General features: G+C 39.5%; 18 protein-coding genes. 4 read left to right on the plus strand and 14 right to left on the minus strand.

The features are described 5' to 3' along the window. Positions 1 to 275 precede the first annotated feature (275 nt). The gene (locus LVD47_RS12840; protein ID WP_255785135.1) at positions 276 to 746 is read left to right on the plus strand and encodes an RES family NAD+ phosphorylase; all 471 of its coding nucleotides are present in this window, start codon (positions 276 to 278) and stop codon (positions 744 to 746) included. A gap of 170 nt (positions 747 to 916) precedes the next feature. Further along, entirely contained in the window at positions 917 to 1,390 is a 474-nt protein-coding gene (locus LVD47_RS12845) for a septal ring lytic transglycosylase RlpA family protein (RefSeq protein ID WP_236976780.1), read from the plus strand. Positions 1,391 to 2,284: 894 nt separating this feature from the next. Here LVD47_RS12845 and LVD47_RS12850 read toward each other — a convergent pair. Continuing rightward, on the minus strand, positions 2,285 to 7,753 hold the full coding sequence (locus LVD47_RS12850) for a proprotein convertase P-domain-containing protein (protein WP_236976790.1): 5,469 nt from the start codon (positions 7,751 to 7,753) through the stop codon (positions 2,285 to 2,287). Positions 7,754 to 8,014: 261 nt separating this feature from the next. On the opposite strand from LVD47_RS12850, the gene LVD47_RS12855 reads away from it, so the two are divergent. Further along, positions 8,015 to 8,752, plus strand: coding sequence for a tyrosine-protein phosphatase (locus LVD47_RS12855; protein ID WP_236976792.1), 738 nt, complete (start codon positions 8,015 to 8,017; stop codon positions 8,750 to 8,752). Positions 8,753 to 10,738: 1,986 nt separating this feature from the next. Further along, positions 10,739 to 10,939, plus strand: a complete 201-nt coding sequence (locus LVD47_RS12860; protein WP_236976794.1) for a hypothetical protein — start codon at positions 10,739 to 10,741, stop codon at positions 10,937 to 10,939. Between the two features lie 2 nt (positions 10,940 to 10,941). Here the strand turns inward: LVD47_RS12860 and LVD47_RS12865 are convergent, their stop codons facing one another. From LVD47_RS12865 to LVD47_RS12925, 13 genes are all read right to left on the minus strand, one after another. Next, on the minus strand, positions 10,942 to 13,314 hold the full coding sequence (locus LVD47_RS12865; protein WP_236976803.1) for a GumC family protein: 2,373 nt from the start codon (positions 13,312 to 13,314) through the stop codon (positions 10,942 to 10,944). Positions 13,315 to 13,343: 29 nt separating this feature from the next. Next, complete coding sequence (locus LVD47_RS12870) at positions 13,344 to 14,123, minus strand: polysaccharide biosynthesis/export family protein (RefSeq protein WP_236976805.1); 780 nt, start codon at positions 14,121 to 14,123, stop codon at positions 13,344 to 13,346. Positions 14,124 to 14,516: 393 nt separating this feature from the next. Beyond that, the gene (locus tag LVD47_RS12875; protein ID WP_236976807.1) at positions 14,517 to 14,705 is read right to left on the minus strand and encodes a hypothetical protein; all 189 of its coding nucleotides are present in this window, start codon (positions 14,703 to 14,705) and stop codon (positions 14,517 to 14,519) included. Between the two features lie 200 nt (positions 14,706 to 14,905). Beyond that, positions 14,906 to 15,325 carry an IS200/IS605 family transposase gene (gene tnpA, locus LVD47_RS12880; RefSeq protein ID WP_236976809.1) on the minus strand — a complete coding sequence of 140 codons (420 nt, stop codon included), beginning with the start codon at positions 15,323 to 15,325 and terminating at the stop codon, positions 14,906 to 14,908. 93 nt (positions 15,326 to 15,418) lie between these two features. Next, positions 15,419 to 15,628, minus strand: a complete 210-nt coding sequence (locus tag LVD47_RS12885; RefSeq protein ID WP_236976811.1) for a hypothetical protein — start codon at positions 15,626 to 15,628, stop codon at positions 15,419 to 15,421. 1,340 nt (positions 15,629 to 16,968) lie between these two features. Then, positions 16,969 to 18,882, minus strand: a complete 1,914-nt coding sequence (locus LVD47_RS12890; protein WP_236976813.1) for a polysaccharide biosynthesis protein — start codon at positions 18,880 to 18,882, stop codon at positions 16,969 to 16,971. 7 nt (positions 18,883 to 18,889) lie between these two features. Continuing rightward, positions 18,890 to 20,002 (minus strand): DegT/DnrJ/EryC1/StrS family aminotransferase, encoded by a 1,113-nt coding sequence (locus LVD47_RS12895; RefSeq protein WP_236976820.1) that lies wholly within the window; start codon positions 20,000 to 20,002, stop codon positions 18,890 to 18,892. A gap of 327 nt (positions 20,003 to 20,329) precedes the next feature. Further along, positions 20,330 to 20,941, minus strand: coding sequence for an acetyltransferase (locus LVD47_RS12900; RefSeq protein WP_236976835.1), 612 nt, complete (start codon positions 20,939 to 20,941; stop codon positions 20,330 to 20,332). Between the two features lie 74 nt (positions 20,942 to 21,015). Next, positions 21,016 to 21,738: an ATPase gene (locus tag LVD47_RS12905; protein WP_236976837.1), complete on the minus strand. Its 723-nt coding sequence runs from the start codon at positions 21,736 to 21,738 to the stop codon at positions 21,016 to 21,018. Continuing rightward, the gene (locus LVD47_RS12910) at positions 21,719 to 21,946 is read right to left on the minus strand and encodes a hypothetical protein (RefSeq protein WP_236976846.1); all 228 of its coding nucleotides are present in this window, start codon (positions 21,944 to 21,946) and stop codon (positions 21,719 to 21,721) included. Before LVD47_RS12910 ends, LVD47_RS12905 begins: the two co-directional genes overlap by 20 nt. Before the next feature lie 43 nt (positions 21,947 to 21,989). Further along, positions 21,990 to 22,592 (minus strand): sugar transferase, encoded by a 603-nt coding sequence (locus tag LVD47_RS12915; RefSeq protein ID WP_236976855.1) that lies wholly within the window; start codon positions 22,590 to 22,592, stop codon positions 21,990 to 21,992. 81 nt (positions 22,593 to 22,673) lie between these two features. Further along, entirely contained in the window at positions 22,674 to 23,915 is a 1,242-nt protein-coding gene (locus LVD47_RS12920) for a glycosyltransferase family 4 protein (RefSeq protein ID WP_236976857.1), read from the minus strand. Between the two features lie 2 nt (positions 23,916 to 23,917). Further along, a complete protein-coding gene (locus LVD47_RS12925; protein ID WP_236976859.1) occupies positions 23,918 to 25,780 on the minus strand; it encodes an alginate lyase family protein in 1,863 nt (620 codons plus the stop codon). Positions 25,781 to 25,787 lie beyond the last annotated feature (7 nt).

Genomic DNA, 25,787 nt, shown 5'->3' on the forward strand with positions numbered 1-25,787 from the left:
TCAGAGAGGTCGGATAAGCTCCCATTCTTCTCAAATCATCCTTTCCAATTCTTGGGTTGGATTGAACGTCAAATAGTAAAATCAGGTAATCCGACACCCTCCGGGGTCGTCTATCCTGTTTTACGCGTCCTTCTAACATAATCAGACCCCCAAAGGGGGCTTTTATCATAGCTTGGGAGCATTAAAACCAGGTGCATCCTGGTGAACAAAAACGATATAAAACGGATGCTTACCAGGTTTTTCTTTTTCAGTAGAAATTGCTGTGTTTATAGTTAATGATTGTCTACAAGGTTGTTAATGTGAAATATAAAGTTGCCACACTCTCCGGAATAGGGGATGGAAAGGTAGGTGGTAGATGGAGCCAGGTAGGAACAAAAGCAATTTATGGTTCTGAAAATATATCACTAGCGTGGTTAGAATATTGTGTTCATTCCGAAAACATCACCTATTTACCAATAGAAATATTAATTGCGAAGATTCAATTTCCAGATGATTTTACAATGGAAGAGTTAAAAGATTTTCCGGAAAGATGGAATCAATATCCATATGTTTCTAGAACAACGAAGGTTTTTACAAGTCTGGTCAAAAAAAAGAATTTGTTTGCTTTACGGGTACCCTCTACAATTGTTGGTTTAGAATCAAATATTATCCTGAATCTATTTTATAAAGACTTTGGTAAAATAGAAGAGATTGAGTTTATTGAATTCCCAATTGATTTAAGACTTAAAAATGATAAGCGGGGATGATTCTGTATAGCCCGCAGATTAGGTAGATTATCGCGGACAGAATAGATATTATTGAAAATGGCAGTTGTTGAATGGGGAAGGAAAGTTTATAGCAATATTTTTGTCGTAATTGAACATTATTATCTTTGTACGGGTTGTAGTAATTGAAACTGGAACGACCGAACTCACTAATGACAAATCTAAATATAATAGTTTTCATTCTTATATCAGCGTGTTTTCCCAATAAGGAATCTGAGGATTACCCGATGGAAAAACATCTTGACCCTATCGAAGAGAAAAATACGGAATGGGAAGGGCTGGCGAGTTATTATCACAATAGCTTGCACGGGTTGCGCACAGCATCCGGAGAACTATACGATAAAACAAAATTTATGGCTGCCCACAAAACGCTGGATTTTGGTACGTGGGTATGGGTGAAAGATCATAATTCGTCATCTACCGTTGTTGTAAAGATAAACGATCGATTACCTGCTCATTCTTCACGGCTTATTGATTTGAGCTACCGGGCAGCAGAAGAATTTGAATTGCTGCGAAAGGGATTGAAAAAAGTAACTATTAAAATTATTCCGCCCAGTGAAGCGAGACGATGGTTCCTGGAGCGTCAACTAGAGATTCCGGAAGCATTGAATATTGAAGTTCCTTGAATGGACTCAATACGTTCGAATTAGCTCCTGCATATGTGGTATGGACTTACAGAGTAATAGTTTTGGGTACAGAAGGTAAAAGGAGTTAGCCCTAAAGTGTACCTGACGGCACACCGTTTTTTTTCAAGTTTTTTTTACGCATACCTAGTCCATAGCGGGACAGAAATAGGAACGACCAATTCTGTGTTAAAAGGCGTGCCATTAAGTGGCTATAGTGGAAAAGTTAATGTGAGTTCGACAGAGAAAATAAGAGCTCTGAAAGAGCGAAATATACCTAACTCTGGGTGCCAAACCCAGGGTGAAAAAACAAGTAAAAGCATCGTTTCTGGCATTAAATTTTGCCTTTTTCGCAAAATTAATGCCAGAACAATTATTCGTCGAGCTCACGTTAAAGGTAAGGTTTTTAGGTCTACCAATGCACGAATAAATCGCGTCCCGGATATTGCGGGTTGTCCATTGTACAACCCTTTGTGTATTCTCCCGCAGGTCCCACGGACTCCCTGGAAGGATTCCTCAATGCAATCAAGGTAATAGATAAAACGAATTAGATTACAAATATTTCCCACTGATCTACGCTGATTAGCACAGATTATCTTTCCGTTTCTGCGAAAAACTACAATATTTTCAGATTGTAGTCTGCTAACAAATCCAGGTCAAGCCCATTGACGGACTTCCTAAGAGATCCCAATGGGGATAATTATGTCATTTTGTAAGGTTTTTATCCTTATGCCGAAGCATCCTATTGGGGTAAATATATGTATTCAATTCCGGAGAAAAAACTCTTGATGTGTCCCTTATAGGCGCAGATCTGTCCTTTCGCAATTTGATATATTCGTTGAGTATGGATTATTTGACCTTTGAGGCATATGGGGCGTGACTTCTCCGGAAGAGGTGTCATCGCAAAAGGACAATATCCCCGTATTTCTCTTTCATCTCTCCATAAACCGTTAAATATTTTACATAATAATTATACGTTCCCATGGGTAAAGGATTTCCATTTATCATCCCGTCCCAACAATTGGAATAGTCCCCGATTGGCCTGAGCGGATTGATGTTTTCCCGCTTGAAAACGATATCTCCATTTCTTCCGAAGATTATAAAGGATTCTACATTTTCTATGTACTGGTTGGCATAAATACAGGTATGGCTATTTTCACTATTACTACTTTCCGGAATTATTGCATTCGGTACGTCCAATAGGTCTGCCTGCCTGACATTTATATTGAATGTGTCACTTATCGAGCATCCATATTCATTTGTTATAGTAGTAATTACAGTTCTTGAGTTAAATAATTGCTTTAATTCAGGTTCCGTGCACGAAAAGCATCCTAATGTATCGGGGTTCAAAATCCATTCATAATCTAGAGTAAAAATATCGGGGGAAGGGATAATTTTAAATCCGGGTTGGTTGAAGTCGACAGAATCACCGCTGTTGACTAATGTATCTTGTAAGGGATTGGCATTATCCATAATCCCTTTTAATTCCAGGTTTATCAAGGTATCCAGTTCGCACCCATATTGGTCCCGTCCTGTAATTACATAATTTTGATTGGCATAAATAAGGTTGAAAGTATCCAGGGGATTAAAGGCAGCCTGATCCAGACTATATGTTACCTGATCATTATCCAGTGCCCCGCTTATAGAATCAATTATGATGGTACCCGGTCTATTAATATCGCAGGCCGGTTCCTGGATCGAAAGTACAAATGATTGTAAGGGGTTTGGTGCTTTTTCCACTATAAACTCCGATGAAATGGTACAAAAATTGGAGGTATCAGTTACTCTCAGACGGTAAATTCCTTCCTGACGGATGTTATTGGCGCGGGGTTGGTCTGATATGACAATTTCATCACTTATGCTTTCCGTCCATTTATAGACGTAATGATCTGAGACGGGGCTAATTTGGGATAGTAAATTGGTACTGTCTTTTTCACATCGCAAGGAATCATCTACGGCTATTTCAAGTTCCATCAAGGTGGCTGCATCGCGGATTTCAAAGGTATATATCGAATCACATTGATTGAGACTGTTGGTGATTCGCACATCATACACCCCAATTTCAAGATTATTTATGGAATCTCCAACCCCAATAATCTCCTGGCTTACGGGATTGAGCCATTCTGCAGTTAGAAATTGATTATCCAGTAAAATTCCAGCATTCCCGGTTTTATCGCGACAATTGGCATCTGCAACATTCAGTGTTGTAGAAGGTTTAATAGTTTCGAATACGGGAAAAGTATCAATCTTGAAACATCCGTTGGGTCCTTCGAGGTACAAAATGTAATTTCCTGAATCCCGGATGGTAGTAGTTGGACTTTCAAAATTATCCCCGGCTGGGTTTTGCCAGAAATTAACAGCCACTGAATCTTCTGTTACATACGATAGGGGAACTTCACCGCCTGTACAACTTAGTGACAAGAATCCTACGGAATCATACACCGGTGGTTCAAGATCCCCGGCTATCCTGAAGGTAGCAGTATCCTTGCATCCGTTTTTCGCCGTGAGGTCCAGGAAATATTCCCCCGGCGTAGTAAATATTGGTTGGGCTTCTTCGGATGAAAACCCTTCCGGGCCGGTCCATATAGTAGAGCGAAGGGCTTGAGTCCCCACAGAATCCGGCAGTTTTAATTTTGAATTTCTACAACTCAACGTATCTTTTGGAAATCGCAATATGGGAATGGAAAAATTGGCCGTTACTTCAAAACTGGATGTATCCCGGCATCCATTATCAAAATAACTGACGGCTGTATATGTAGCGGGCTGGATTACTGTAAGGGTTGTTGACTCTTCCAGAAAAAGGCTGTCAAGGTACCATTCCGTGATGACATTTCTTTGTGGGTTCCCATTGATTTGGATAGTTAGATCGGGTTCGGGATGGTCACAATTTATGACTGCGGGTTCGATGGCAGTATTTACGGTCTCCAGGTCTTCAGTAACCATTACCTCTTCCGATCTTTGGCAACCCCTTGTATTTTCTATCACTACAGAAATGGTACCGGTGCTAAAAAACTCAAAAGTATCCCTAGTCGATAAGTTTCCTGACTCATCAATCCAGGCTACGGATTGAATGTCTTCATAACTGTCCAGGTGGGCCTTTCCCGGATTGATTTCACACGTAAGTGTTTCTGCAATAATCTCTACTTCTCGCGAGAACGTTTCCCGGATAACCATTACCGATTGGTTATTCACACATCCGTTTGTATTTTCCAATTCTACAAAATATTGTCCCGGTCCGGGTAAATCCGGAAAAGAATCGGAAGAAGTAAATCCTCCGGGTCCCTGCCATTTTATCGTTCGCAAATCCAGGTTCAAGTCGTATTCCAGACCATACAGGCTATCCGTACAGGCAATAGTATATTCCTCCTGTAGGGGTAATTCAGGCGTAGTGCGGCCATCAATGACTTCTATGGAACCCGGTATGTCACAATTCTCCGTATCAGTTGCAACAAATGTATAATTTCCTGGCTCTGCCACAGTGATCCTTTTACCAGTAGGAGCTATGGAAATACCATTTCGCTGCCAAACCACCGATTCTATTTGTTCGCTTTGAAGTGCAAGTGTAGCCTGTTGGTTATCGCAAGTAATCATTTGGGTTTCATCGTATTCAATGGAAGGCCCGTTTTCGGAATTAATGATTTCAATTTCTGCTGTATCTATACATTGGGTCGAATTTTCCCTGTACAGAAGGTACAGGGTTTGTGGCGTATTGGTCTCATACGATTGTCCGTCGAATTCGGGTTCATTGATTATGGTTCCGTCCTCTTGTTCTAATCGTATTATTTCGTAATGTAAGGTGTTGTCTTCATCGAAAATATTCGTTATTTCAAATCTTCCTGTTTCACTTGTACAACTAATCGGCTGAATTTCAATATTGGGTGGAGTAGCATTGGTTTGGTCAGGGAATGCACGCGTCAATATACTTTGGCAGCCCTGTTCATTTTTGGCTGTTAAAACAAAACTTCCGGGTTCTTGTGCCGTTACTCTTCCGGTGGTAGGATCAATGGTAATGTTTGCATCCGAATCAATTGACCACGTGCAATTGTCGCAATTTTCTACCTGGGCGGTAAAGGATAAGCTGGACCCGGTATTATCACACCTGAATGCCGGGATAACCGGATCTTCAAACAGCGGTTTGTTGGGATTTTGGTTGACTGTGATATTGGCAGAATCTGCGCAAAAACTGCTGCTATCGGTGACTATGACCTGAATATTTCCCGGTTCACTGACCTGGGCTATATTCTCATCGTATGTCAATCCTGTTCCACGCCAGCGGATGGAATAATAGGTGCTGCTGAAATTAGTGGCTTCTACGGGTGTAGTGGGTTGATCGCATACCAGATCGACCGAAGTCGGAACATTAAATGCTACGGTAGATTCGATTCTGGAAACGGTTTTTTCAGCGCTGTATTCACAAGTCCCTGATGCTATATTTACTGAATAATTACCTTCTGCAGTTACTAATACAGAATCCCCCATTACGGTGCTTCCATCAGGCGTAGTCCAGGTAGCCGTAAAAGGACCGGAATAGAAGGCTTTAAGATAATTCATAGAGTCGATATTACGGCAATTAATCGCATCAATACCTTCGATATCAAGACCTACGGTTTCAAAGGCATTTCTTACGGTTACAGACCCGGACTGACCGCAGGCCCCGTCATTAGAAGCTTCGAAAAAGTAAGTTCCGGGGGTCGTAACGGATAGGGTAGGAGTAGAAGCGATTTCTGCACCATCCAGTATCCATCGGTAGGTTTCGTAGTCCTGGTCCAATTGGGGTTCCAATAATGCAGGTGTCCCATCACACAAGATTTGTCCCCCTGTAATTTGGACGGAATTCGATTCGTTGGAAGGAATGATCAGGACGTTTTTTTCTATTGTGCACTCCTCGCCCTCGAGTTGGATCAGGTAATCTCCGGCTTCTTCGAAGGTTATTACATTCTGTTCTACCGTTACGCCCGAAGAAGGAATGACGATATAATTGGTAAAATTCGTTCCCAGTTCTGCCTGTACCGAAGAATTGTTACAGAGGGTATAGGAATTTTCCAGGCTGAATACGGGGACTCCCGGGGCGCTGCTTACGGAATGGGATACGGTATCTAGATAATCTTCTATTTCAAAAACCACGGAATAGGTTCCCGGCGATTGTACGGTAATGGAATTTGATTTGAGATCTGATTGGTTGGAAATAAGCCCGTTTTTGGTAAACCAACGATGGACTGGAAAATCTTCGCTATTGGACACGGAAAGGTCGATATCGGTCGTGTTGCAGCTATATTGTGCGCTTTGATTGAAACTAACGGTGTAGTTTGTGAAATTAAGAGTTAATAAAACCGTGCTATCACATCCGTTTTTATCAGTGAGGTTTTGGGTTATGGTTTGGTCTGAGGTATACCGTGTTCCATCGACAATATAGAAATCCTTCCCGTAGATATTTCTGGTTACTTCCCTGGGGTTGGGATTGGATAGAATGGTGATATTGGCATGGTTACCTGATACGGCCCCGCATATTTGGGAACTATTACTGTGGAATAAATTCCTGAGGGCATCCAGGTTGGGAGCAGACTGAAGAACATCCAGATTCTCAGGACGGTGTTGTATGGTAAATATCCTGTAGTCCCCTTTGTTTTGGTTGGAAAGGTCGATTGGTTGGCCCAGAGCCACTATCCTGTTCCCATTAACAGCTACATATGTAGTAGTAAATCCAGGGGTTATATTTCCCCCATTGGTTTGCGGGGATATACTTTCCAGGGCCTGGTCTCCTCCACAGAAACTACCCAGGTTTTGATTGGCCATGAGATTCCTGGATTCGTTGCAGGGGCGGCAAAATTGTGTAGGGGAGCAGAATACGAGTTCTACCGAATAAAAAGTTCCGGTTCCCCCTTCCGAGTCGTCGCGTATATTGACGTTCCATGTCCCGATGGATGCCTCGGAGTCAAAGAACTCAAATCCATTGGGGTCTGCAGGCAGGTACGATCCGGTATATTGGGTATTGGTTGTCCAGATATTATCGCTCCACAGGGGTTTTTTAAAATCATCGGGGGAAGTCTGGCCTTCATCCCGTACAAAAGTTATGTCCCAGGAACTATTATCTGTTTTGGAGGAATTGTTTGAACTTTGGAGAAGATTGAGCCTTTTTCCAGTGGGACTAATTACTACAATATTTAAATCCCCTACAAATTCATGGTCAAAATGAATCCTTACACCACAGAGTAATTCCCCGGAAATGTTTGAGGAATTGGCTTCAATTTTAATATTTTGGACGGTTCCATTGTCTGGAATAGGTATATTCCTTTGAATTTTACACTGTGCCTGTCCTTCCGTTACTGCGACCCCCACAATAAAAAGTAAAAGTAAAAGTTGTCGCATGTAATTGTTTTTGTTTTAGCAATTTATAAATGATAAATTAAAATTTCTACTCTTTAATAACTATTAAACCTTATAAAACCTTGTATAAAAAAAATAAAAAATAGTAATAATCCGTATATATTTGAAGCGGATTTTATAGGCAGAATAACGCTGGAAATAAAAAATATCTTCCCAACTGAAATTGTTTATTGGTTTACAAAGAGTTGTATGAGGTTGACCCCAGGGGTACTCTTTTGAAAAGGAAAAATTGAGATACGTTAAATGCTTAACATATTTAGAAAGAAGAAGGGGAGATTATTTCCATCGGGATATATCGATATTCACAACCATATATTACCTGGAATAGATGATGGTTCACCGGACGTGGAAACTTCTATATATTTATTAGAGGAACTGAGGGAATTGGGTATCCGTAAATTAGTATTTACCCCGCATGTCATGGAAGGGGTTTGGGAGAATTCAACAACAGATATTGCAGCTACACTGGAGATACTGGAAGCTGAGTGGGATACCCGGAACAGGGATGGATTTTCTCTGCATGCAGCTGCGGAATATATGATGGATGAGGGATTTTTGGCAAGGCTGGAAAGAAGGGATCTTTTACCCATCTCTGGAAATATCCTTTTGGTAGAAATGTCTTTCGTATCCCCTCCGATGCATTTATATAAGACCATTGCAGATATACAGGTGGCTGGATACCGGCCTTTACTTGCGCATCCCGAACGGTATTTTTTTTTGCACCAGGATTGGGAGGAATACAAGAAATTGCGATCTGCCGGATGTCTGTTTCAATTAAATATGTTGTCTATGAGCCATTACTACGGGAAAGAAGTTAGGAACACTGCATTACAACTATTGAAAAAGGGGTATTACCATTACATCGGTTCGGATTTACATCATGAGCGGCATTTACATCAAATACAAAAATTAGCGGAGAGGAAGGAATTTTGGAGAAAGGTAGAACCTTTGATGGAGAATAATAGTCAGTTAGTTCGATAAGTTTTTAGTTGGTTGATAGTACGGGGTAGTTGAGAGTTTTACCCAATGATCCAAATTAAATATGCTTTTTCTAATCGTATATGTTTTATCTGAACTTTATATTTTGTGTTTCCGTGAGGTAATATTTTAATGTTGTAGTATTGGAATGTAAATGAGGAGTGAGGTTTGATTTACCGAAAAGTCGCGAAGTGTGCAAAGGAAGAACTGACGTTTTCTGCGTCCTCTGCGCCATTGCGGTGAAAAAAAATCTGATATATTTCTGATAAATCCCGGTAGATTATTGCTATACAGCACTGCATAATCCAAATTATATATTCTTTATCTAATCATATATGTTTTATTTGGACTTTATATTTTGTGATTCCGTGAGATATTGACCTACTATTTTAAGTATTAGTCTGGAAATGAAGTGTATTATATTATTTACCGCAGAGTCGCGAAGTGCGCAAAGGAATAATCGAAGGTCTTTGCGTCCTCTGCGCCATTGCGGTGAGAAAAAGGACTGATGTATTTCTTATAAAACCTGGTACATCCTTGCCATACAGCACTGCATCATCCAAATTAAATATGCTTTTTCTAATCACATATGTTTTATCTGAACTTTTTATTTTGTGATTCCGTGAGGTAATGTTTTAATGTTGTAGTATTGGAATGTAAATGAGGAGTGTGGTATTATTTACCGCGGAGCCGCTAAGTGCGCAAAGGAAGAACCGAAGGTCTCTGCGTCCTCTGCGCCATTGCGGTGAGAAAAAGGACTGATGAATTTCTGATAAGACCCGGTAGATCCTTGCCATACAGCACTGCATCATCCAAATTATATTGTCTTTGTCTAATTATATATGTTTTATATGAACTTTTTATTTTGTGGTTCCGTGAGGTAATGTTTTAATGTTGTAGTATTTGAATGGAAATGAGGAGAGTGATATGATTTACCGCAGAGTCGTGAAGTTCGCAAAGGAAGAACCGAAGGTCTATGCGTTCCTTGCGCCATTGCGGTGGGAAAATTAATTTACAGGGTTTCGTGGCGAATTGCACAGTATATCACGGAGTAGGAGTTTTTACATAGTGAAGCTCTGTAGAATATGCTACTTATTTATTATGGTTCAAAGCCCAGGCATATTGGGGAATAAAAAAAATGGATCAGCGGAGGTCCCCCTGATCCATAACTTTAATATAAATAACCCTATGAATTAAAGTTCGAATTGATGATTAGTGCACTCTTAGTTCTATTGTTATATACTTTGTTATTAACCGCGAAGTGCGCAAAGGAATAATCGAAGGTCTCTGCGTCCTCTGCGCCATTGCGGTGAGAAAAAGATCTGATATATTTCTGATAAAACCCGGTAGATCCTTGCCATACAGCACTGCGTCAGCCAAATTAAATATGCTTTTTTAATCACATATGTTTTATTTGGACTTTTTATTTTGTGATTCCGTGAGATGTTGACCTATTAATTTTAAGTATTGGACTGGAAATGAGGTGTATTTTATTATTTACCGCGGAGTCGCGAAGTGTGCCAAGGAATAATCGAAGGTCTTTGCGTCCTCTGCGCCATAGCGGTGAAAAAAAGATCTGATATATTTCTGATAAGACACGGTAGATCCCTGCCATACAGCACTGCATCATCCAAATTATATATTCTTCATCTAATCATATATGTGTTATTTGGACTTTTTATTTTGTGCTTCCGTGAGATATTGATCTATTAATTTTAAGTATTAGAATGGAAATGAGGGGTGTTGTATGATTTACCGCGGAGCCCCGAAGTGCGCAAAGAAATAACCGAAAGACTTTGCGTCCTCTGCGCCATTGCGGTGAGAAAAAGGACTGATGTATTTCTTATAAGAACCGGTAGATCCCTGCCATACAGCACTGCGTCATCCAAATTATATTGTCTTTATCTATGGATATATGTTTTATTTTGACTTTATATATTGTGTTTCCGTGAGATATTAATTTGATAGAATTAAGTTGTAGTATTGGAAATGAACTGGATTTTATTAATTACCGCGGAGCCCCGAAGTTCGCAAAGGAAGAACCGAAGGTCTCTGCGTTCCCTGCGCCATTGCGGTGAGAAAATGATCGGGAATCCTTCCGACCAGAACTTTCCCGGTGAGGAAAATGGAAAGCCATCCCTTGATGGTGGGGGAGACCCGTATATTTCATTTCAACACACATATCCCTAAACTTAAAAGATTTTCCACCATGGTTTTTTGTGATCGATATATCCATATCCGTACCCATATCCATATCCGTATCCATAGCCTTTTTTGGCATCTACACCATTGACCAGGATGGACATGTTGGGTAGTTTCTTTTCTTCGTACAACCGTCTGGGAATATCCAGGAGCCGCTTATCGAGATAATTGGCCCGGGTCACATACACAAACATATCCGCATGGTCGACGATCAACATCGTATCCGTTACCAGGCTCACCGGCACGGTATCTACAATCACATAATCGTATTTTCCCTCGGCATACTCCATTAATTCAGCGAACCGCCCGTTCATAATTAATTCAGACGGGTTGGGTGCAATGATACCACAAGGAACGATATCGAATTCAAATCCCGCATCTCGAAGAATTACATCCTCTTCCGTTAACTCCCGGTCCATCAGAAAATGAGTAAGTCCTTTAGCCGAGGCAGTCAACTTTTCAATATCTAGATACCTGGATATCTTTGGGTTCCGGATATCCGCCTCGATCACCAACACTTTTTTACCCGAAGAAGCCATGGAAAGGATCCTGGCCAGGTTCAGACTTACGAAGGTTTTTCCTTCTCCCGATATGGTGGAAGTGATAAAGATCTTGCTGGTAAGGGACTTTTGACCGGTCAGGAAGAAATTGATATTGGTGCGCAGGATCCGGAACGATTCCGCCATCGGGCTGCGGTCCTGGTCCTGGATCAATACCTCTTCGGAAATTGGTACCTGGCCGATAACCGGGGCATTGGTAACGCTCTCGATGTCTTTGATCGTATGGACCTTATTGTCGAGCAATTGTCGCAGATATATAATACCGAAAGGAACCAATAATCCAATAATCAGGGCTGCGAGATAAATGATCTTGGTCTTGGGACTTACGGGGATATTATTTCCGTAAGCAGAGTCTATAATCTTGATACTGGCCGGGGTAGCAGCGTTGGAAATTTCCGTTTCTTCCCTTTTTTGGAGAAGAAAAAGGTAAAGGGATTCTACGATTTGTTGCTGGCGTGAGATATTCCGGTAGTCCCTTTCCTGTCCCGGGAATACCTGTATTTCATCATCTATTTCCCGCCGTTGTGCTTCTATTTTTTCAAGCGCAATTTCCGTTGTCTTACGATAGTTACGGAGACTGGTTTTGAGGCTTTGTTTGAGTTCATCCAATTGCAGATTGATATTGCGAACCCGGGGATTGGCTTCGGTAGAACTCTGCAACATTTTATTCCTTTCAAGGACCAATTCATTGTACTTTTGGGTTGCCTGGCCAATGACTGCATTATCAAGTCCTATATTGGAGGGGATAAGGTCTTTGTCGTTATTGACCAGGTACTCATCCATAAATTCTACCAGGCTCAGTTGCGTGGATAATTCAAGTAATTTCTTTTCGTTTTCTTCATATCGCTCCAGGTTGATACTGGCTTCTGATTGTACATCGGTGACATCATTCCTGTTTTTGAAAGATTCCATATTCGCGTCTACCGACTGCAAGTCTCCTCCTATAATGTCCAATCTTTTGGAGATGAAATCCAGCGTATTTTCTCCGATTTCTTTTTTGTCCGTGATCAGGTCCTGATTGTATTGGTGAATCAGCTCATCCAGGATATCCTCCGCTTTCTTTTTTACTTTATCGACGAGGCTCAGCCGAATTACATTGGCATCTTTACTGGTAGGTTCCAGGATAATATTAGTTCGATAATCACTTATTACCTTTTGAATAGGAAATATATTAACCCGAACCCTTTCTCCGAGATTATCGTAAAAATTTTGATTTGGGTGTAATGATATTGATTGATCGAGCCATTGAATTGTGTCGTATAGGGGAATTTCATCCAAGACAATGCTGTCTTGCTGAATGATTCGATATTTATTGGAGGCATATAATTCAACGTTAAAATCTAAAGCTTCTGTTAATCGGCTTATAGATTCAATCCGGTACAAAGTAAAAGGTGATTCCGCAGAATAGATTTCCGTTTCTTTTATTCTTCCTTCCCTCAAATAGGTTATGTTTAAATGAAGGGTATCTACGACTTTTTGCATCAACCGTCTGGATTTCAGTACCTCCATTTGGTCATGAATGTTGACATTTCCACCTTCTCCCAGGATGGAGAGGTCTTTAAGGGCTTCCAGTTCATTGGATAATGAGTTGGATTCTTCGTCCGTAAGCAGGATTTTTGCCTCCACGCTATATTCTCGATCTGCATAACGCAAATACATATAGGCGGATGTACCGGCTATAATTATCGATACTAAAAACCATTTCCAGTGCACGAGATATTTTTCAATTTCTTCTCGTACATTAATATCATCTTCAAAATCGAAGTCTCGGTATATATTATTATTATTATTATTATTCTGCAAGGCTTATTGGATTTTAAATAGCAATATTGTTACCGGGCTAAAACGGCAATGACAGAGACAATTAATCCGGCTACCGAAATGACGATAGAGGTGTTCCGGCTATAAGTGGAAGAATTGATTTGTGCCTGGTTGGGTTCCACATATACTACATCGTTTTGACTGAGAAAGTATACCGGGGATTTTACAATATCCTGTGAAGTAAGGTCCACCCGGGTAAAGGTTTTTTTGCCATCCACTTCCCGTATCACCAATACATTGTCCCGTACCCCGTTAATGGTCAGGTCGCCTGCCATTCCCAGGGCTTCCAGTATTGTTACCCGTTCATTGGGTAAGGTGAATGTCCCGGGATTACGGACTTCGCCGATTACAGTAACTCTGAAATTGGTGATTTGAATATTTACACCAGGGTCAATGATATATTCTGTGAGTTGTTTCCGCATCGTATCCATGGCCTGTGATCGCGTTAATCCTGCCAAATGCACTTTCCCCAATACCGGGTAGTCGATTTCTCCTTTTTCATCGATGAGGTAGGTGATTTCTCTATTGGTATTTTGACCGGCTCGAACCGTATAGGGATTTACCTGGTTAAAGGGTAATGTAGCTTCGAGGTCTGCAGCCGAAACTGTTATGGAAAGTAAGTCATCGGGCTGTAGGGTAGGGGTATATTTCAAAAAGGTAGAGTCCCGGAATTGTTCTCCCTGGAAGTACACCAGTTCTTCCCGTGAGGCACAACTTGATAAGATGGCTATTATACCAATTGTTGCTATTGTTTTGGTAAATAGGTGTTGTAATGAAAGATGTTGAATCATTTTCAATTTTTGGTCTTCAATGGTTTAATTATACGTCTCAATTGGGAGGGAACTAGGATGAAAAAAGGAACGATACATAGCGTCCTAATTTCGTTGCGAAGATTAAAAAAATAATAAGGAGTTAAAGATAATTGTACATTTGATTTTAAAATTTACTCAAGTATTCCAAAGGATATTTCCCTTGGGAATTATTAAGTATATCGGGCTTGCCGAAGGCATCCCTTCGGGAGAAGCCCTTTATTTCTTTGAATCCTTTTATCCCTGGCATTTATGCCAGGGCAAATTAATCCATCCAGAGAAGATCATCCATTCTTGTACATCTTATACTTCAATGGGGGATTTTAAATGCCAATGTATTGTGAAATGTATTTTCTAAAAAGGTTAAGTAAAGTTCTATTTATCTCTTTCTCCAGTACTTGTTTGCTTAATTTGATTTTGCCCTTCTATTTCTTCTCCGTGGATGCTTGAATAATAAATTGTCTCGAGGCTTTTCCCCCGGGGATGCTCTGGATAATTATTTGCCCAGTGTCTCCTCACTAATAGATGCCCTGGATGATTATTTGCCCGAGGCTTCTTCCCCATTGCATATCTGTTATTTTATTTGACCCGGCGGCTTTTCCACATGGGATGCCCTGGATGATTAACTGCCCTTCTATTTCTTTTCCCCAGTGGATTCTTGTATGATTATTTGCCCCGGCGCTTCAGACCGGGGCCATAAATAGAAATTATCAATATTAATGGCTTTCCCCGCAGGGGTGGCTGTGCCAAGCCATTAATATTAATTAAAACTCTTCCTCCTTAATAAATTGAGAATATTCCTCTTGAAAAGACATTTTCTTATGGTGACTCTCCTGGTTTTGAATATAATTCCTAACTGATTGTACATTTGATTCACTTACTGAAACAGCAAAATATCCCCTTTGCCATTTAAATTTTTTATTAAAAAAATTTTGTTTGTTGATCCAATGGGAAGATTCGCCCTTCATCAATTGGATTGTGTTCTTAATTGTTTGGTCATTTTTGAGCCTTAGTAAGCAATGAACATGATCTATATGTCCATTAACTATATCTATGAGAATATCTTTTTCCTGACAATTTTCATAAATATGGTTAAAGATATCTTTCCTGAAGTTTTCTAATAAGAGGGGTTGTCTCTTTTTTGTAGCCCAAACTGCATGAATCCAAACCCGTATGTATGACATTTAATGTAATAATATTGATTTTTAATCCTAATAAGGTATAAAAATTTTTAAATAGGGTTAATCGAAAGATAATCTTTTAGGAAATCCCCCGAATTATCGGGCTAGAAGCCCTTTGTTTTTTTGAATTTCTTTTATCCCTGGCATAAATGCCAGGGCAAGGCAAATCATCGATTCAATCAGATCCTTTGTTCCCAGAAAAGAATAGCATAAAATAAATTCTGTATGGCATTCTTTTGCCCCGGTGCTTCTCCTCAGGGGATTCTTATAAGATTCTTTTGCCCCGAAGCTTTTTCCCCTTTGCATATCTGTAATTTTATTTGCCCCGGTGCTTCTAGCCCGGGGCTATCGATGTAAATGTGAGGTTTAATGGCTTTCCCCGAAAGGGGTGGCTATGCCAAGCCATTAATTAAATTTTTTTAATGATCATGTTATAAATAATTCGGGCTAGAAGCCCTTTATTCCTTTTGAATCCTTTAATCCCTGGCATGAATGCCAGGGCAAGTCATTTATAGCATCGCAAATATTGAATTCCTAGCCAATTCATTTATTCCAGGGAAGATCATTCACGATCATTCATTTTTGCAATTTACATACTACTAGGAATGATTATGAATACTAATGCAATTAGAAAAATATTCTCTAACAAGCCTAAGTAATATTCTATTTATCTCTTATTCCAGTGCTTGTTTGCTCATTTTGATTTTGCCCTTCGATTTCTTTTTTAAGGGATGCTATGGATGATAAATTGTTTCGGTGATTCCTGGATCATTATTTGCCGGGTGTCTCTTCCTCAGGGATCTCTGGATAATTATTTGCCCCGAGGCATCTTCCGCAAGAGATGCCTGGGTAATTATTTGCCCCGAAGCTTTTTCCCCTTTGCATATCTGTAATTTTATTTGCCCCGGTGCTTCTAGCCCGGGGCTATCGATGTAAATGTGAGGTTTAATGGCTTTCCCCGAAAGGGGTGGCTATGCCAAGCCATTAATTAAATTTTTTTAATGATCATGTTGTAAATAATTCGGGCTAGAAGCCCTTTATTCCTTTTGAATCCTTTAATCCCTGGCAGGAATGCCAGGGCAAATCATTCATTCCGGAAGGTCAACTATTCTTACACATCATACAATTCTAGGAATGATTATGAATGCCAATGCAATGTGAAAAATATTCTCTAACAAGCCTAAGTAATATTCTATTTATCTCTTATTCCAGTGCTTGTTTGGTCATTTTGATTTTGCCTTTCGATTTCTTTTTTAAGGGATGCTATGGATGATAAATTGTCTCGGTGATTCCTGGATCATTATTTGCCAGGTGCGTTTTCCTTAGGGATCTCTGGATGATTATTTGCCCCGAGACATCTTACTCATAACATATCTGTAATTTTATTTGCCCCGAGGCTTATAGCCCGGGGCTATCAATGTGAATTTGGGGTTTAATGGCTTTCCCCGAGAGGGGTGGCTATGCCAAGCCATTAACCTAAATCCAATTTTTATATTTAATAGATGATAATAAATCGGGCTTGCCGAAGGCATCCCTTCGGGAAAAGCCCTTTTGTTTTTTTGAATCTTTCAATCTCTGGCATGAATGCAAATAATGCAATCCAGACCTAAACAAATATCCTAGGCATTTAGCTGCACCAGAATAATTTATTGTGTGGGAGATTTCTCAAAAATAGAATTCTTGGGTGAATATTCGGGAACAATATCCTGAATCATCCCAATAATTTCTTTATAATGAATGGGGCCGAAAACATTATGGTGATTTGTGATCACTAAATTGTTGATCTTATCCTCGAAATCTATTGGATAGTTGTTGGATACACGGGCAATCATTATCTTTTCATTTTGAGTTTTTTCGGTATTTTCATCGACGGTAAATAGTTCTTCATAAATCTTTTCTCCTGGACGCAAACCTGTAATTTTAATGTCGATATCTTCGGGATACCGCAATCCGCTGAGCTTAATCATCCTTTTAGCCAGGTCATATATTCTCATGGATTCCCCAATGTCAAATACAAACACTTCTCCGCCATGTCCTATGCTACTGGCCAGGATTACCAATTGGCAGGCTTCGGGAATCGTCATGAAAAACCGGGTGATTTCCCGGTGGGTCACGGTTAATGGCCCCCCTTTTTCGATTTGTTTCTTGAATATCGGAATAACCGATCCATTGGACCCAAGCACATTACCAAACCGGGTGACAATGAAATTAGTTTCCGTATACATGCGATTGAGGTAGGTAACATACAACTCTGCCACCCTTTTTGTTGCCCCCATTACATTGGCTGGATTTACAGCTTTGTCCGTCGATACCATGACAAATCTTTCGATCCGGTGCTTAACTGCCATATCCGCCAATATTTTTGTTCCTTCTATATTATTACGGATGGCCTCATAGGGATTGTTTTCCATAAGGGGAACGTGCTTATAGGCGGCGGCATGGTAGATAATATCCGGCTTATATTTTTGGAAGATAGTGTCTAGCCTATGGCTATTGCATACATCGGCTATAACAAAAAGGCATTCTGTTCCGCTTTTTTCATGGCTTTTACATTCTTGTTGCAATTCATACAAGGCAGATTCGGCCTGGTCCAGAAATATTATGGTTTTCGCCGGATAGGAGTGAACTTGTCTGGATATTTCGCTTCCAATCGAGCCGGCAGCTCCGGTAACAAGGATAACCTTGCCTTTCAATTGATGGTAGACTTCCGGATGGTTTGATTGTATTGGTGGCCTTCCTAGTAAGTCCTCTATTTTTATAGCCTTTATTTGCTTCGCCTGAAAATTCCCGTTTAACCAGTCCTGTACAGCGGGTATAATTTTGAGTTGGACTTGTAATTTGGAATAAGAATCAACTATTTTTTGTAAAGTATTAGCAGACAATCGCGGGTAGGAAATAATGATTTCATCGATTTTATGCTTGGTTACGAAGCCTTCATCGATATCAAATGCGCTAAAAACGTGTAACCCATTGATCCGGCTACCTACTTTTTTTAGATCGTGGTCCACATATCCCACAATCCTTACATTATTTGTACTGTCATTATTCAGTGCGTGTTGTGTAATCAATCCCGTTTCATGCGCCCCGTATATCAGTGTCCTTTTGGCTCCTTTTTTGCTTATTACATAGCCATGGTACACAACTTTGTAAAGTACACGCAGAAATACGAGAACCATTGTATTGAGCAAAAAATGTGTAATTACGATGTGTATAGGAATGGTGAGAACTAGTGTAGCAGAATTGCTTCGGAAGATAAGCGATAAGGCAATAAGGAATACAGCAACCAATGCCCCGGAAACCAGTACATTAATTGCGTCCTTAAACCCCGTATGACGGATAATTCCTTTATAGGATCCGGTAATTAAGAAAATAGTGAGTGAGATAAGAAATACCTGGGGGAAAAAGGGAAAGGTATCTTCTATTCCCGCCAATGACATCTTATTACTGATTATATACGCTAACGCAAAAGTATTAAGCGTAACATACAAATCGATGGTGAGTATGATCCAGCGGGGCGTTTCCTGTTTGAGATATTTTTTTACATTGATTTCCGGTTCCATACTTAATTTATTTAAGACATATTCCCCCGATGACGCGTTTGAGATCCTGTACTGACAGGTTGGAGCCACTGGGCAAACAGAGTCCCCTGTCAAACAGGTCTTCTGATACGCCATTGAGGTATTTAGGATATTTTAAGAATAAGGGTTGCATATGCATCGGTTTCCACAAAGGCCGGGACTCGATATTTTGTTCGGCCAGGCTAAGCCGGATCGATTCCCTTATTTCATACGACGGTGTGAGGATCGTCGTCAGCCACCGGTTGGAAAAATATCCATCGGGTTCGGGTGTAAATTCTATGTATTCCCTGCTGTCCAGCATTTCCCTGTAAATATTGTAGTTACTTCTCCGGGCAGCAACGCGGGCTTTCAGTACTTCCATTTGTCCTCGCCCGATTCCGGCTACTACATTGGACATTCGGTAATTGTATCCGATTTCCGAGTGCTGGTAATGGGGAGCCGGATCCCGGGATTGAGTGGAGTAAAAAACGGCTTTTTCTTTCAGGTTTTTCTCTTTTGTGATTATTGCACCACCTCCGGATGTAGTAATGATTTTGTTTCCGTTGAAAGAGTAAATGGCCATGGTTCCCAGACTCCCACATTTTTTTCCTTTGTACACGCTCCCCAGGGCTTCTGCAGCGTCTTCAATTACAGGAATTTCATATTGTTCTGCGATGTCATTTACAGTTTCCGCATCGTAAGGCATCCCGTACAAATGGACGGCGATAATGGCTTTGGGCTTTTTCCCATTGGCTATCCGGTCTTTGATCGCTCTCTCTAATTGTGCCGGGCAAAGGTTCCATGTATTCTTTTCACTATCTACGAATACGGGTGTGGCTCCCTGGTACAAAATTGGATTGGCCGAAGCTGAAAAGGTCATACTTTGGCAAATCACTTCATCGCCTGATTCTACACCAGCTAGTATCAAGGCTAAATGCAATGCCGAAGTACCGCTATTCAATACTGCTACGTGGTGTTGATGGTCCAGGAATTTTTCGAGGTCTTTTTCAAAACCTGTGACATTGGGACCCAAGGGAGCGATCCAATTGCTATCAAATGCTTCCTGTACATATTTTTGTTCTTCTCCGTCCATGTGGGGGGAGGAGAGCCAGATTTTATTCATTTATGGTTTACGATTTTGGATTTGCGGGTACAGGCAACGCAGATTTTTATGACGATCGCTGATTTCCTTTGACTTGCTGTATGATGATATCTTCTGCACCCATGAATTCTCGATTTTATGATTGATTTCCAACAGATTGTGTAAAATCGATTAGAGCATGTTTCCACAGATAATTCCTTCGAAAATGGCAGATTAAAGCTGATATTGTAGAGCTTTTTTCTTACTTTCAGGTCTAAGGAATGAAATTTTGTTCTTCAACATTTCATTCAATGCTCTTTTTGGCAACTTCATTATTTCGGCTTCCTGATCGGCTGAAAGGTTTTAATTTCATTTTTTCGGATTTATTTTAATCACCCTTCCCGGATTGCCCACTACGGTAGCACCATCTTCAACATCCCGTATAATAACGGTCCCGGCACCGATGGTACACCATTTACCTATTTTGATTCCCTGGATGACGCATGCCCCAATTCCGATGTGAGTTCCTTCCCCTACCGATACATTTCCTGCCAAGGCAACATTGGGGGCAATGTGCACAAAATCTTCAATGATACAATCATGATCAACGGAAGCGTTTGTGTTAATAATACAATGTTCCCCGATTTGAGTATCCGCATTGACGGTGGCTCCTCCCATTATTACCGTGCCCGGTTTCAACCTGACACTTTTGGAAATAAGTGCATTCGGATGAACCAGCTTTACAAATCGATCTTTCGGAAAAGTTTGAGAAATTTCCTTTCTAATCTTATTATTCCCAATTGAAACGAAAATTTTTTCGTTTTCCGGGGTTAGGATATCTGATACGGGAACTCCCATACATACTTTAATAGCTTTATTTTTATCGATAAAACCCTTGAGGGTAATTCCGATTTCGTCAGCAATTTCAGCAACAACTTTTCCGTGTCCGCTCGCTCCGTAGAGGTACATTTCAATTCCCATTAAAGTACTCTATTGTTGCCTGTCTTTCTGTTGAAATTCCTACTTTGACAAATACATTTTTGATGGTTAAAAATTTAAAGTTTGTCCAACAAATAGATTGCTATCCATTCCGGATATTTTTGTTCGTGAAAAATGATGTTGTTGCTCTGTTTCTCTAAAATAACTGTCCGATTTTGATTTGTACTATCCAAAACAAAAGCTCTGTCAACCGCTTGAAAAGCTTCAAACAAAAGCCCTAATGAGCGAAAATACCTATTTTCTATTTTCTTTGGGTCTACATTATGTCCGCCTTTTTGGACACGGTTCAATACTCTTTGTTTGTTGATTTCGGGATCTTGCGTACAAATAAAATATAAATACGTTTTAAATCCTGCTGATTTTGCTTCTTTTAAAAATTGAACTTTAGAATCGTGAGACATAACGGTTTCAAAAGAAAAGGTATGTTTTGTCCGAAGTAGTTTTGTCCTGAAAAAAGTGGCAACAAAGGAGGCTTCATAGCTGTTAATTTCTTTTTTACAGACAAACACATTGTTTTTTATGGTCAGTTTATTTTTTAGGGATTCAAAATTTCGTTCGTCTCTTTTGTGGTTGTGTAAAAACGTATCCCAATCCGCTTGGGATAACGTGTGAGGGTAAAATTGACGACAATCAAAAAACGTTTGTGTATCCAACAATTGCTTAACTAAATCGGCATTAATCGTATAGCCCAGATTGTATTGGCTGCCAATTTGAGCTATCAGGGTGGATTTGCCCGATCCGTTTGGGCCGGCAAACATCCTAAGCTTTTTGCCTGTCATTTTTGATTTTAATCTTCTTTACATCCACTTTACGAATTCCAAAGGCGGCCTTTTTTATGCGCTTTTCAACCCCGTCGGGCTGTATAAGATATAAATAGTCTTTTTTTACTACATAATAAGGCAGTTCTAATGCTTTGGTAATCTTTATGGATTCTTTGCCGGCTTTACGCTGTGCTTTTTTTAATACTTTGGCAGTTAGCTCTTCCATTTTTAATTATTTTAAACTCTAAAGATACAAAAATAACGACAACTTAATTCCCATTAAAATACTCCATTGTTGCCTGTCCTTCTGCTGAAATTCCTTCCCTGACGACAACTTTTTTCAGGGTTAAAAATAAAATTTTTATATCCAATAAAAAAGTGATATGATCCACATACCAAACGTCGAATTCAAATTTTTGTTTCCACGAAATGGCGTTTCTTCCGTTGACCTGGGCCCACCCTGTGATCCCGGGACGTACTTCGTGCCTTCTCTTCTGTATCTCATCGTACAAAGCCAAATATTCGGGAAGTAGCGGCCGCGGACCCACCAAACTCATATCTCCTTTGAGTACATTAATTAATTGGGGCAATTCATCCAGGGAAGTTTTGCGAATTATTCTACCTATTGTTGTCAATCGTTGCTCGTCAGATAACAAAACACCATTGACATTCTTTTTATCATTCATTGTTTTGAACTTGATAATCCTGAATATTTTTTCATTCTTACCAGGGCGTTGTTGTAAGAAAAAGGGCTTTCCTCGATTCTTAACGAACAATAAAAACAATATAAGGACAAAAACCGGACTTATAATAATCAAAACTGAAAATGCAAGTATTAAATCTATAAGATGTTTAATGCAAGTCTTATACATTAGTTTATTTAAATATTATATATATTTATTATGTTCAATTTTTTAATTTACTTTCTAAAGTAGTTTTAAATATTTTTAATGTTAATTTCTTATTGAAGTTTCCAATTCTTCTAAATATCGATGAGCCAATTTTTCTCGATCAAAGTACTGTTTCGCATAATTGTATCCATTGATTCCCATTGCTTTTAAATCCTCGGGGTTTTCTAATAACTTTCGAATTTCTTTTTGCATGGCATTTGCATTTTCTGGTTCTACATATATCCCGCAGGAAGCATCTTCGATAAGATCCCTTGAAACACCATCTATAGCAAGTAATATGGGTTTTTTACAAGACATATAATCGAAGGTTTTATTAGAGTAAATCGTTTTGAAGGTATCTACTTTTTTTAATACAGATGCTCCCATATCTGATGCCATGATGTATTTAAAAACTTCTATTTTGGGTACCGAATCTCGAAATATTATATTCTTTATTTTCCGATTTTTAGAAGTTGCTACTAAATTTTCCTTTTCCATGCCTGACCCTATCAATTGAAAGACTACGTTTGTATCTGTTAATAATTCGGCGGTATCTATTAATTGGATAAGGTGATTTGCAATGCCATGGGCTCCTACATAGGTGATAACAAATTTATCCTCCAATCCCAGTTTTTTCTTAAAGTTTTTTACTTCAAAATCTTTTTCCGCCTTTTCAGCCATCGAAAAATCCGCAGCATTGGGAATAAATATTATTTTATTCTCGGGCACTCCCTTTTCGATTAATTTGTCACGGAATGCAGGTGTGAGTACATTTATTCTTTTCGCATTATTATATACTACTTTTTCAAACCAAAATGCAAAGCGTATAAGCCATTTGTTTCTTAAAACCCCAGTATCTATTGCCGATTCGGGCCATAAGTCCCGTACCTCAAATACATAGGGTATTCTCTTTACTTTGGATAAAGCTATTGCAATAATTCCTACAAATAACGGTGGTGAAGAAACTACAATAATGTCGAATTTGTCTTTGACCTTAAATAACCCTCCCCAAATACCTGAAAAAACGAATGAAAAATAAGCCCACATCCGACCTAAAAAATTGGTATTGTATTGTTCTGATACATGACATCTCAGAATATCAACATTGGGATAAAAATTTTTGTCTTTATAAAAATATTGTCCCTGGTATTTTTTCTTTTTTTTCCCAGTTCCATAATGAACCATTCCTGCAATCACCGTAATCTTTTGTACGGATTTAGACCATATCCTGGATATTTCGTTAAATCGACTCCCACCTCCATCACTTTTTTCCAGGAAGTATTGGTGAATAAGTAAAATTTTCACTGTTAACCGTATTGTATTCTTGTTTTGAAAATCTTGTCTTGAGTAGCAAACCAGTATGTTTCTTTGATTGATTTATTCATGTAATAGAGTGATTTATAGGAATTCCTTTTATGGCCCTGCAATTTTTCATCTTTAGCATTTTTTACTTGTATTGTAAAATTTGAATACTTCGATGAAATTGAATGCCAAAAAATTTTTTTCTCTTTATCTATAAGGGAATTTAATGTATCGGTTACTTGAAGTATATTTTTATGAGGGAACCATTCTAGCTTTCGTGTGTGTACATTATCTCTACTATCACTATAACTGCCTTCCCAAATCCATGTTCCCTGTCGCAAAATTGGTTTTTTTATATAGGTACATTTTAGCCATTTCCCATATAAAAATCGACTAATCTTGGGCATCTGTTCATGTTTGCCAAACTGAACTGTATTGTGTGCTTCTACTGATTTATATTTTTCAGATTCTTCTCCTCCATTATAAGAATAAGTACCACTATCACCTAATAAGTTTTCATTTTTATGCCAAAGATCCAGATGAAAAGCATCGCAGGCTGAAGGCCGGAATTTATTATTTGGTATTTTTAGTATGATTTTGGTTTCATCTGCCCGCATAATTAAAAATTGATGATCCAAAATTTCGGCATCTGGTTGTTCAATTATATGCTTTTTGAAGGTATGAAATATTTTCGGATAGCGCCAAAACAATGCTTCGTCATAATGTCCATCATCGAAAACGCGCTGTTTCTTTAATACTCCAAAAAACAATTGAATTGACGGTCGAAAGTCTCTATAATCACAGTTGTGAAGGGTCTCAAACATGGCTCCGTCATTCGCGCCTATATTGGGTGCATCGCCATACTTGGATGCCATCATTTTGTACTGCCATTCACCGAGCTTTTCCAATTTCCGGGCAAAGGTTTTTGAAAAGGTGGGTTCGTTGTATTTTTCCATTGCGTAGAGGGTCCAACTCATAGTATCAACTACCACCCTGTGATAAGTCAAGGATCGTTGTGCAAAGGTCCCTTGCGGAGCAATGAGCTTTTGAATTCTGTTTTCCAATATCTTACGGCCTCTTTTTTTCCATTTTTGAAGTTTCGTAGGGGTAGTTTCATTATTATCTTGATTCATTAACCAGGTTGCACCTATGTACAGTCCGGCGGCTTCTGATGTTCCGTGATTATTGTTTTGCGTTATGGCGTAATTAATGTTGCCTTCGATGCGTTCCAGGTGTTCATAGACTATTCGCTTCAAGTTTTTTGCAGCGCAGGTATCTTGTTCCAAAATATGGGATGTAGTGATCAGTTTCATCACCCGTATGGCGGTTTCCTGTCCGCATTTCCAGTTCGGTCCCTGATTCAGGGGATTGTACTGAGACCAATGTTGCAGCCACTCGTTTAGAGTGAGCAAATATTTTTTTTCGCCTGTGATTCGATACGCACGTGCCAAATCAGTCAACCAATCGAATCGGGAAGGTTCCCATAGGATTTTGATATCCCCTGTATTTAGATCAAAATCACTGAGGGCTGTCCAATGTTTATGGGGACTTTGCAGCTCCGTACCGTCAAAGGGATTTCGAAACCAATTGGGCGGATTGTCTACTTGAAAGTTGTGATAATTAAACCAGGTTAATTTCCCTTCTAAAATATTGTTGGCTTTTTCTAAAGTTTTTGTTTTCCAGGACTTCGGGTAGTTAGCTATAGTTGCTGTAGATGTAAAAAATGGTCCGGGTATTGGTGAACCCAATGGAAACTTTCGTCTCCGCCAACCCAGTTTCAAACTCGACTTATACCAAACCATATAAGCTACGTTGCGGTAGCCTAGTTTGAGGAGGAGAGGTAATAAGAGACCTAATTTATTTAGCATTTAGCCA

It is taken from the genome of Membranihabitans maritimus (assembly GCF_021729145.1).
In the GTDB taxonomy this organism is placed as follows: Bacteria; Bacteroidota; Bacteroidia; order Chitinophagales; family Saprospiraceae; genus Membranihabitans; species Membranihabitans maritimus.

Coding starts and splice junctions, on each gene's coding strand:
- LVD47_RS12925 (WP_236976859.1), bottom strand. CDS start 25,780: ATGCTAAATAAATTAGGTCTCTTATTACCTCTCCTCCTCAAACTAGGC.
- LVD47_RS12890 (WP_236976813.1), bottom strand. CDS start 18,882: ATGGAACCGGAAATCAATGTAAAAAAATATCTCAAACAGGAAACGCCC.
- LVD47_RS12910 (WP_236976846.1), bottom strand. CDS start 21,946: ATGGAAGAGCTAACTGCCAAAGTATTAAAAAAAGCACAGCGTAAAGCC.
- LVD47_RS12895 (WP_236976820.1), bottom strand. CDS start 20,002: ATGAATAAAATCTGGCTCTCCTCCCCCCACATGGACGGAGAAGAACAA.
- LVD47_RS12855 (WP_236976792.1), top strand. CDS start 8,015: ATGCTTAACATATTTAGAAAGAAGAAGGGGAGATTATTTCCATCGGGA.
- LVD47_RS12915 (WP_236976855.1), bottom strand. CDS start 22,592: ATGTATAAGACTTGCATTAAACATCTTATAGATTTAATACTTGCATTT.
- LVD47_RS12845 (WP_236976780.1), top strand. CDS start 917: ATGACAAATCTAAATATAATAGTTTTCATTCTTATATCAGCGTGTTTT.
- LVD47_RS12900 (WP_236976835.1), bottom strand. CDS start 20,941: ATGGGAATTGAAATGTACCTCTACGGAGCGAGCGGACACGGAAAAGTT.
- LVD47_RS12840 (WP_255785135.1), top strand. CDS start 276: ATGATTGTCTACAAGGTTGTTAATGTGAAATATAAAGTTGCCACACTC.
- LVD47_RS12875 (WP_236976807.1), bottom strand. CDS start 14,705: ATGGGGAAGAAGCCTCGGGCAAATAATCATCCAGGGCATCTATTAGTG.
- LVD47_RS12885 (WP_236976811.1), bottom strand. CDS start 15,628: ATGCAAAGGGGAAAAAGCTTCGGGGCAAAAGAATCTTATAAGAATCCC.
- LVD47_RS12850 (WP_236976790.1), bottom strand. CDS start 7,753: ATGCGACAACTTTTACTTTTACTTTTTATTGTGGGGGTCGCAGTAACG.
- tnpA (WP_236976809.1), bottom strand. CDS start 15,325: ATGTCATACATACGGGTTTGGATTCATGCAGTTTGGGCTACAAAAAAG.
- LVD47_RS12870 (WP_236976805.1), bottom strand. CDS start 14,123: ATGATTCAACATCTTTCATTACAACACCTATTTACCAAAACAATAGCA.
- LVD47_RS12860 (WP_236976794.1), top strand. CDS start 10,739: ATGAACTGGATTTTATTAATTACCGCGGAGCCCCGAAGTTCGCAAAGG.
- LVD47_RS12905 (WP_236976837.1), bottom strand. CDS start 21,738: ATGACAGGCAAAAAGCTTAGGATGTTTGCCGGCCCAAACGGATCGGGC.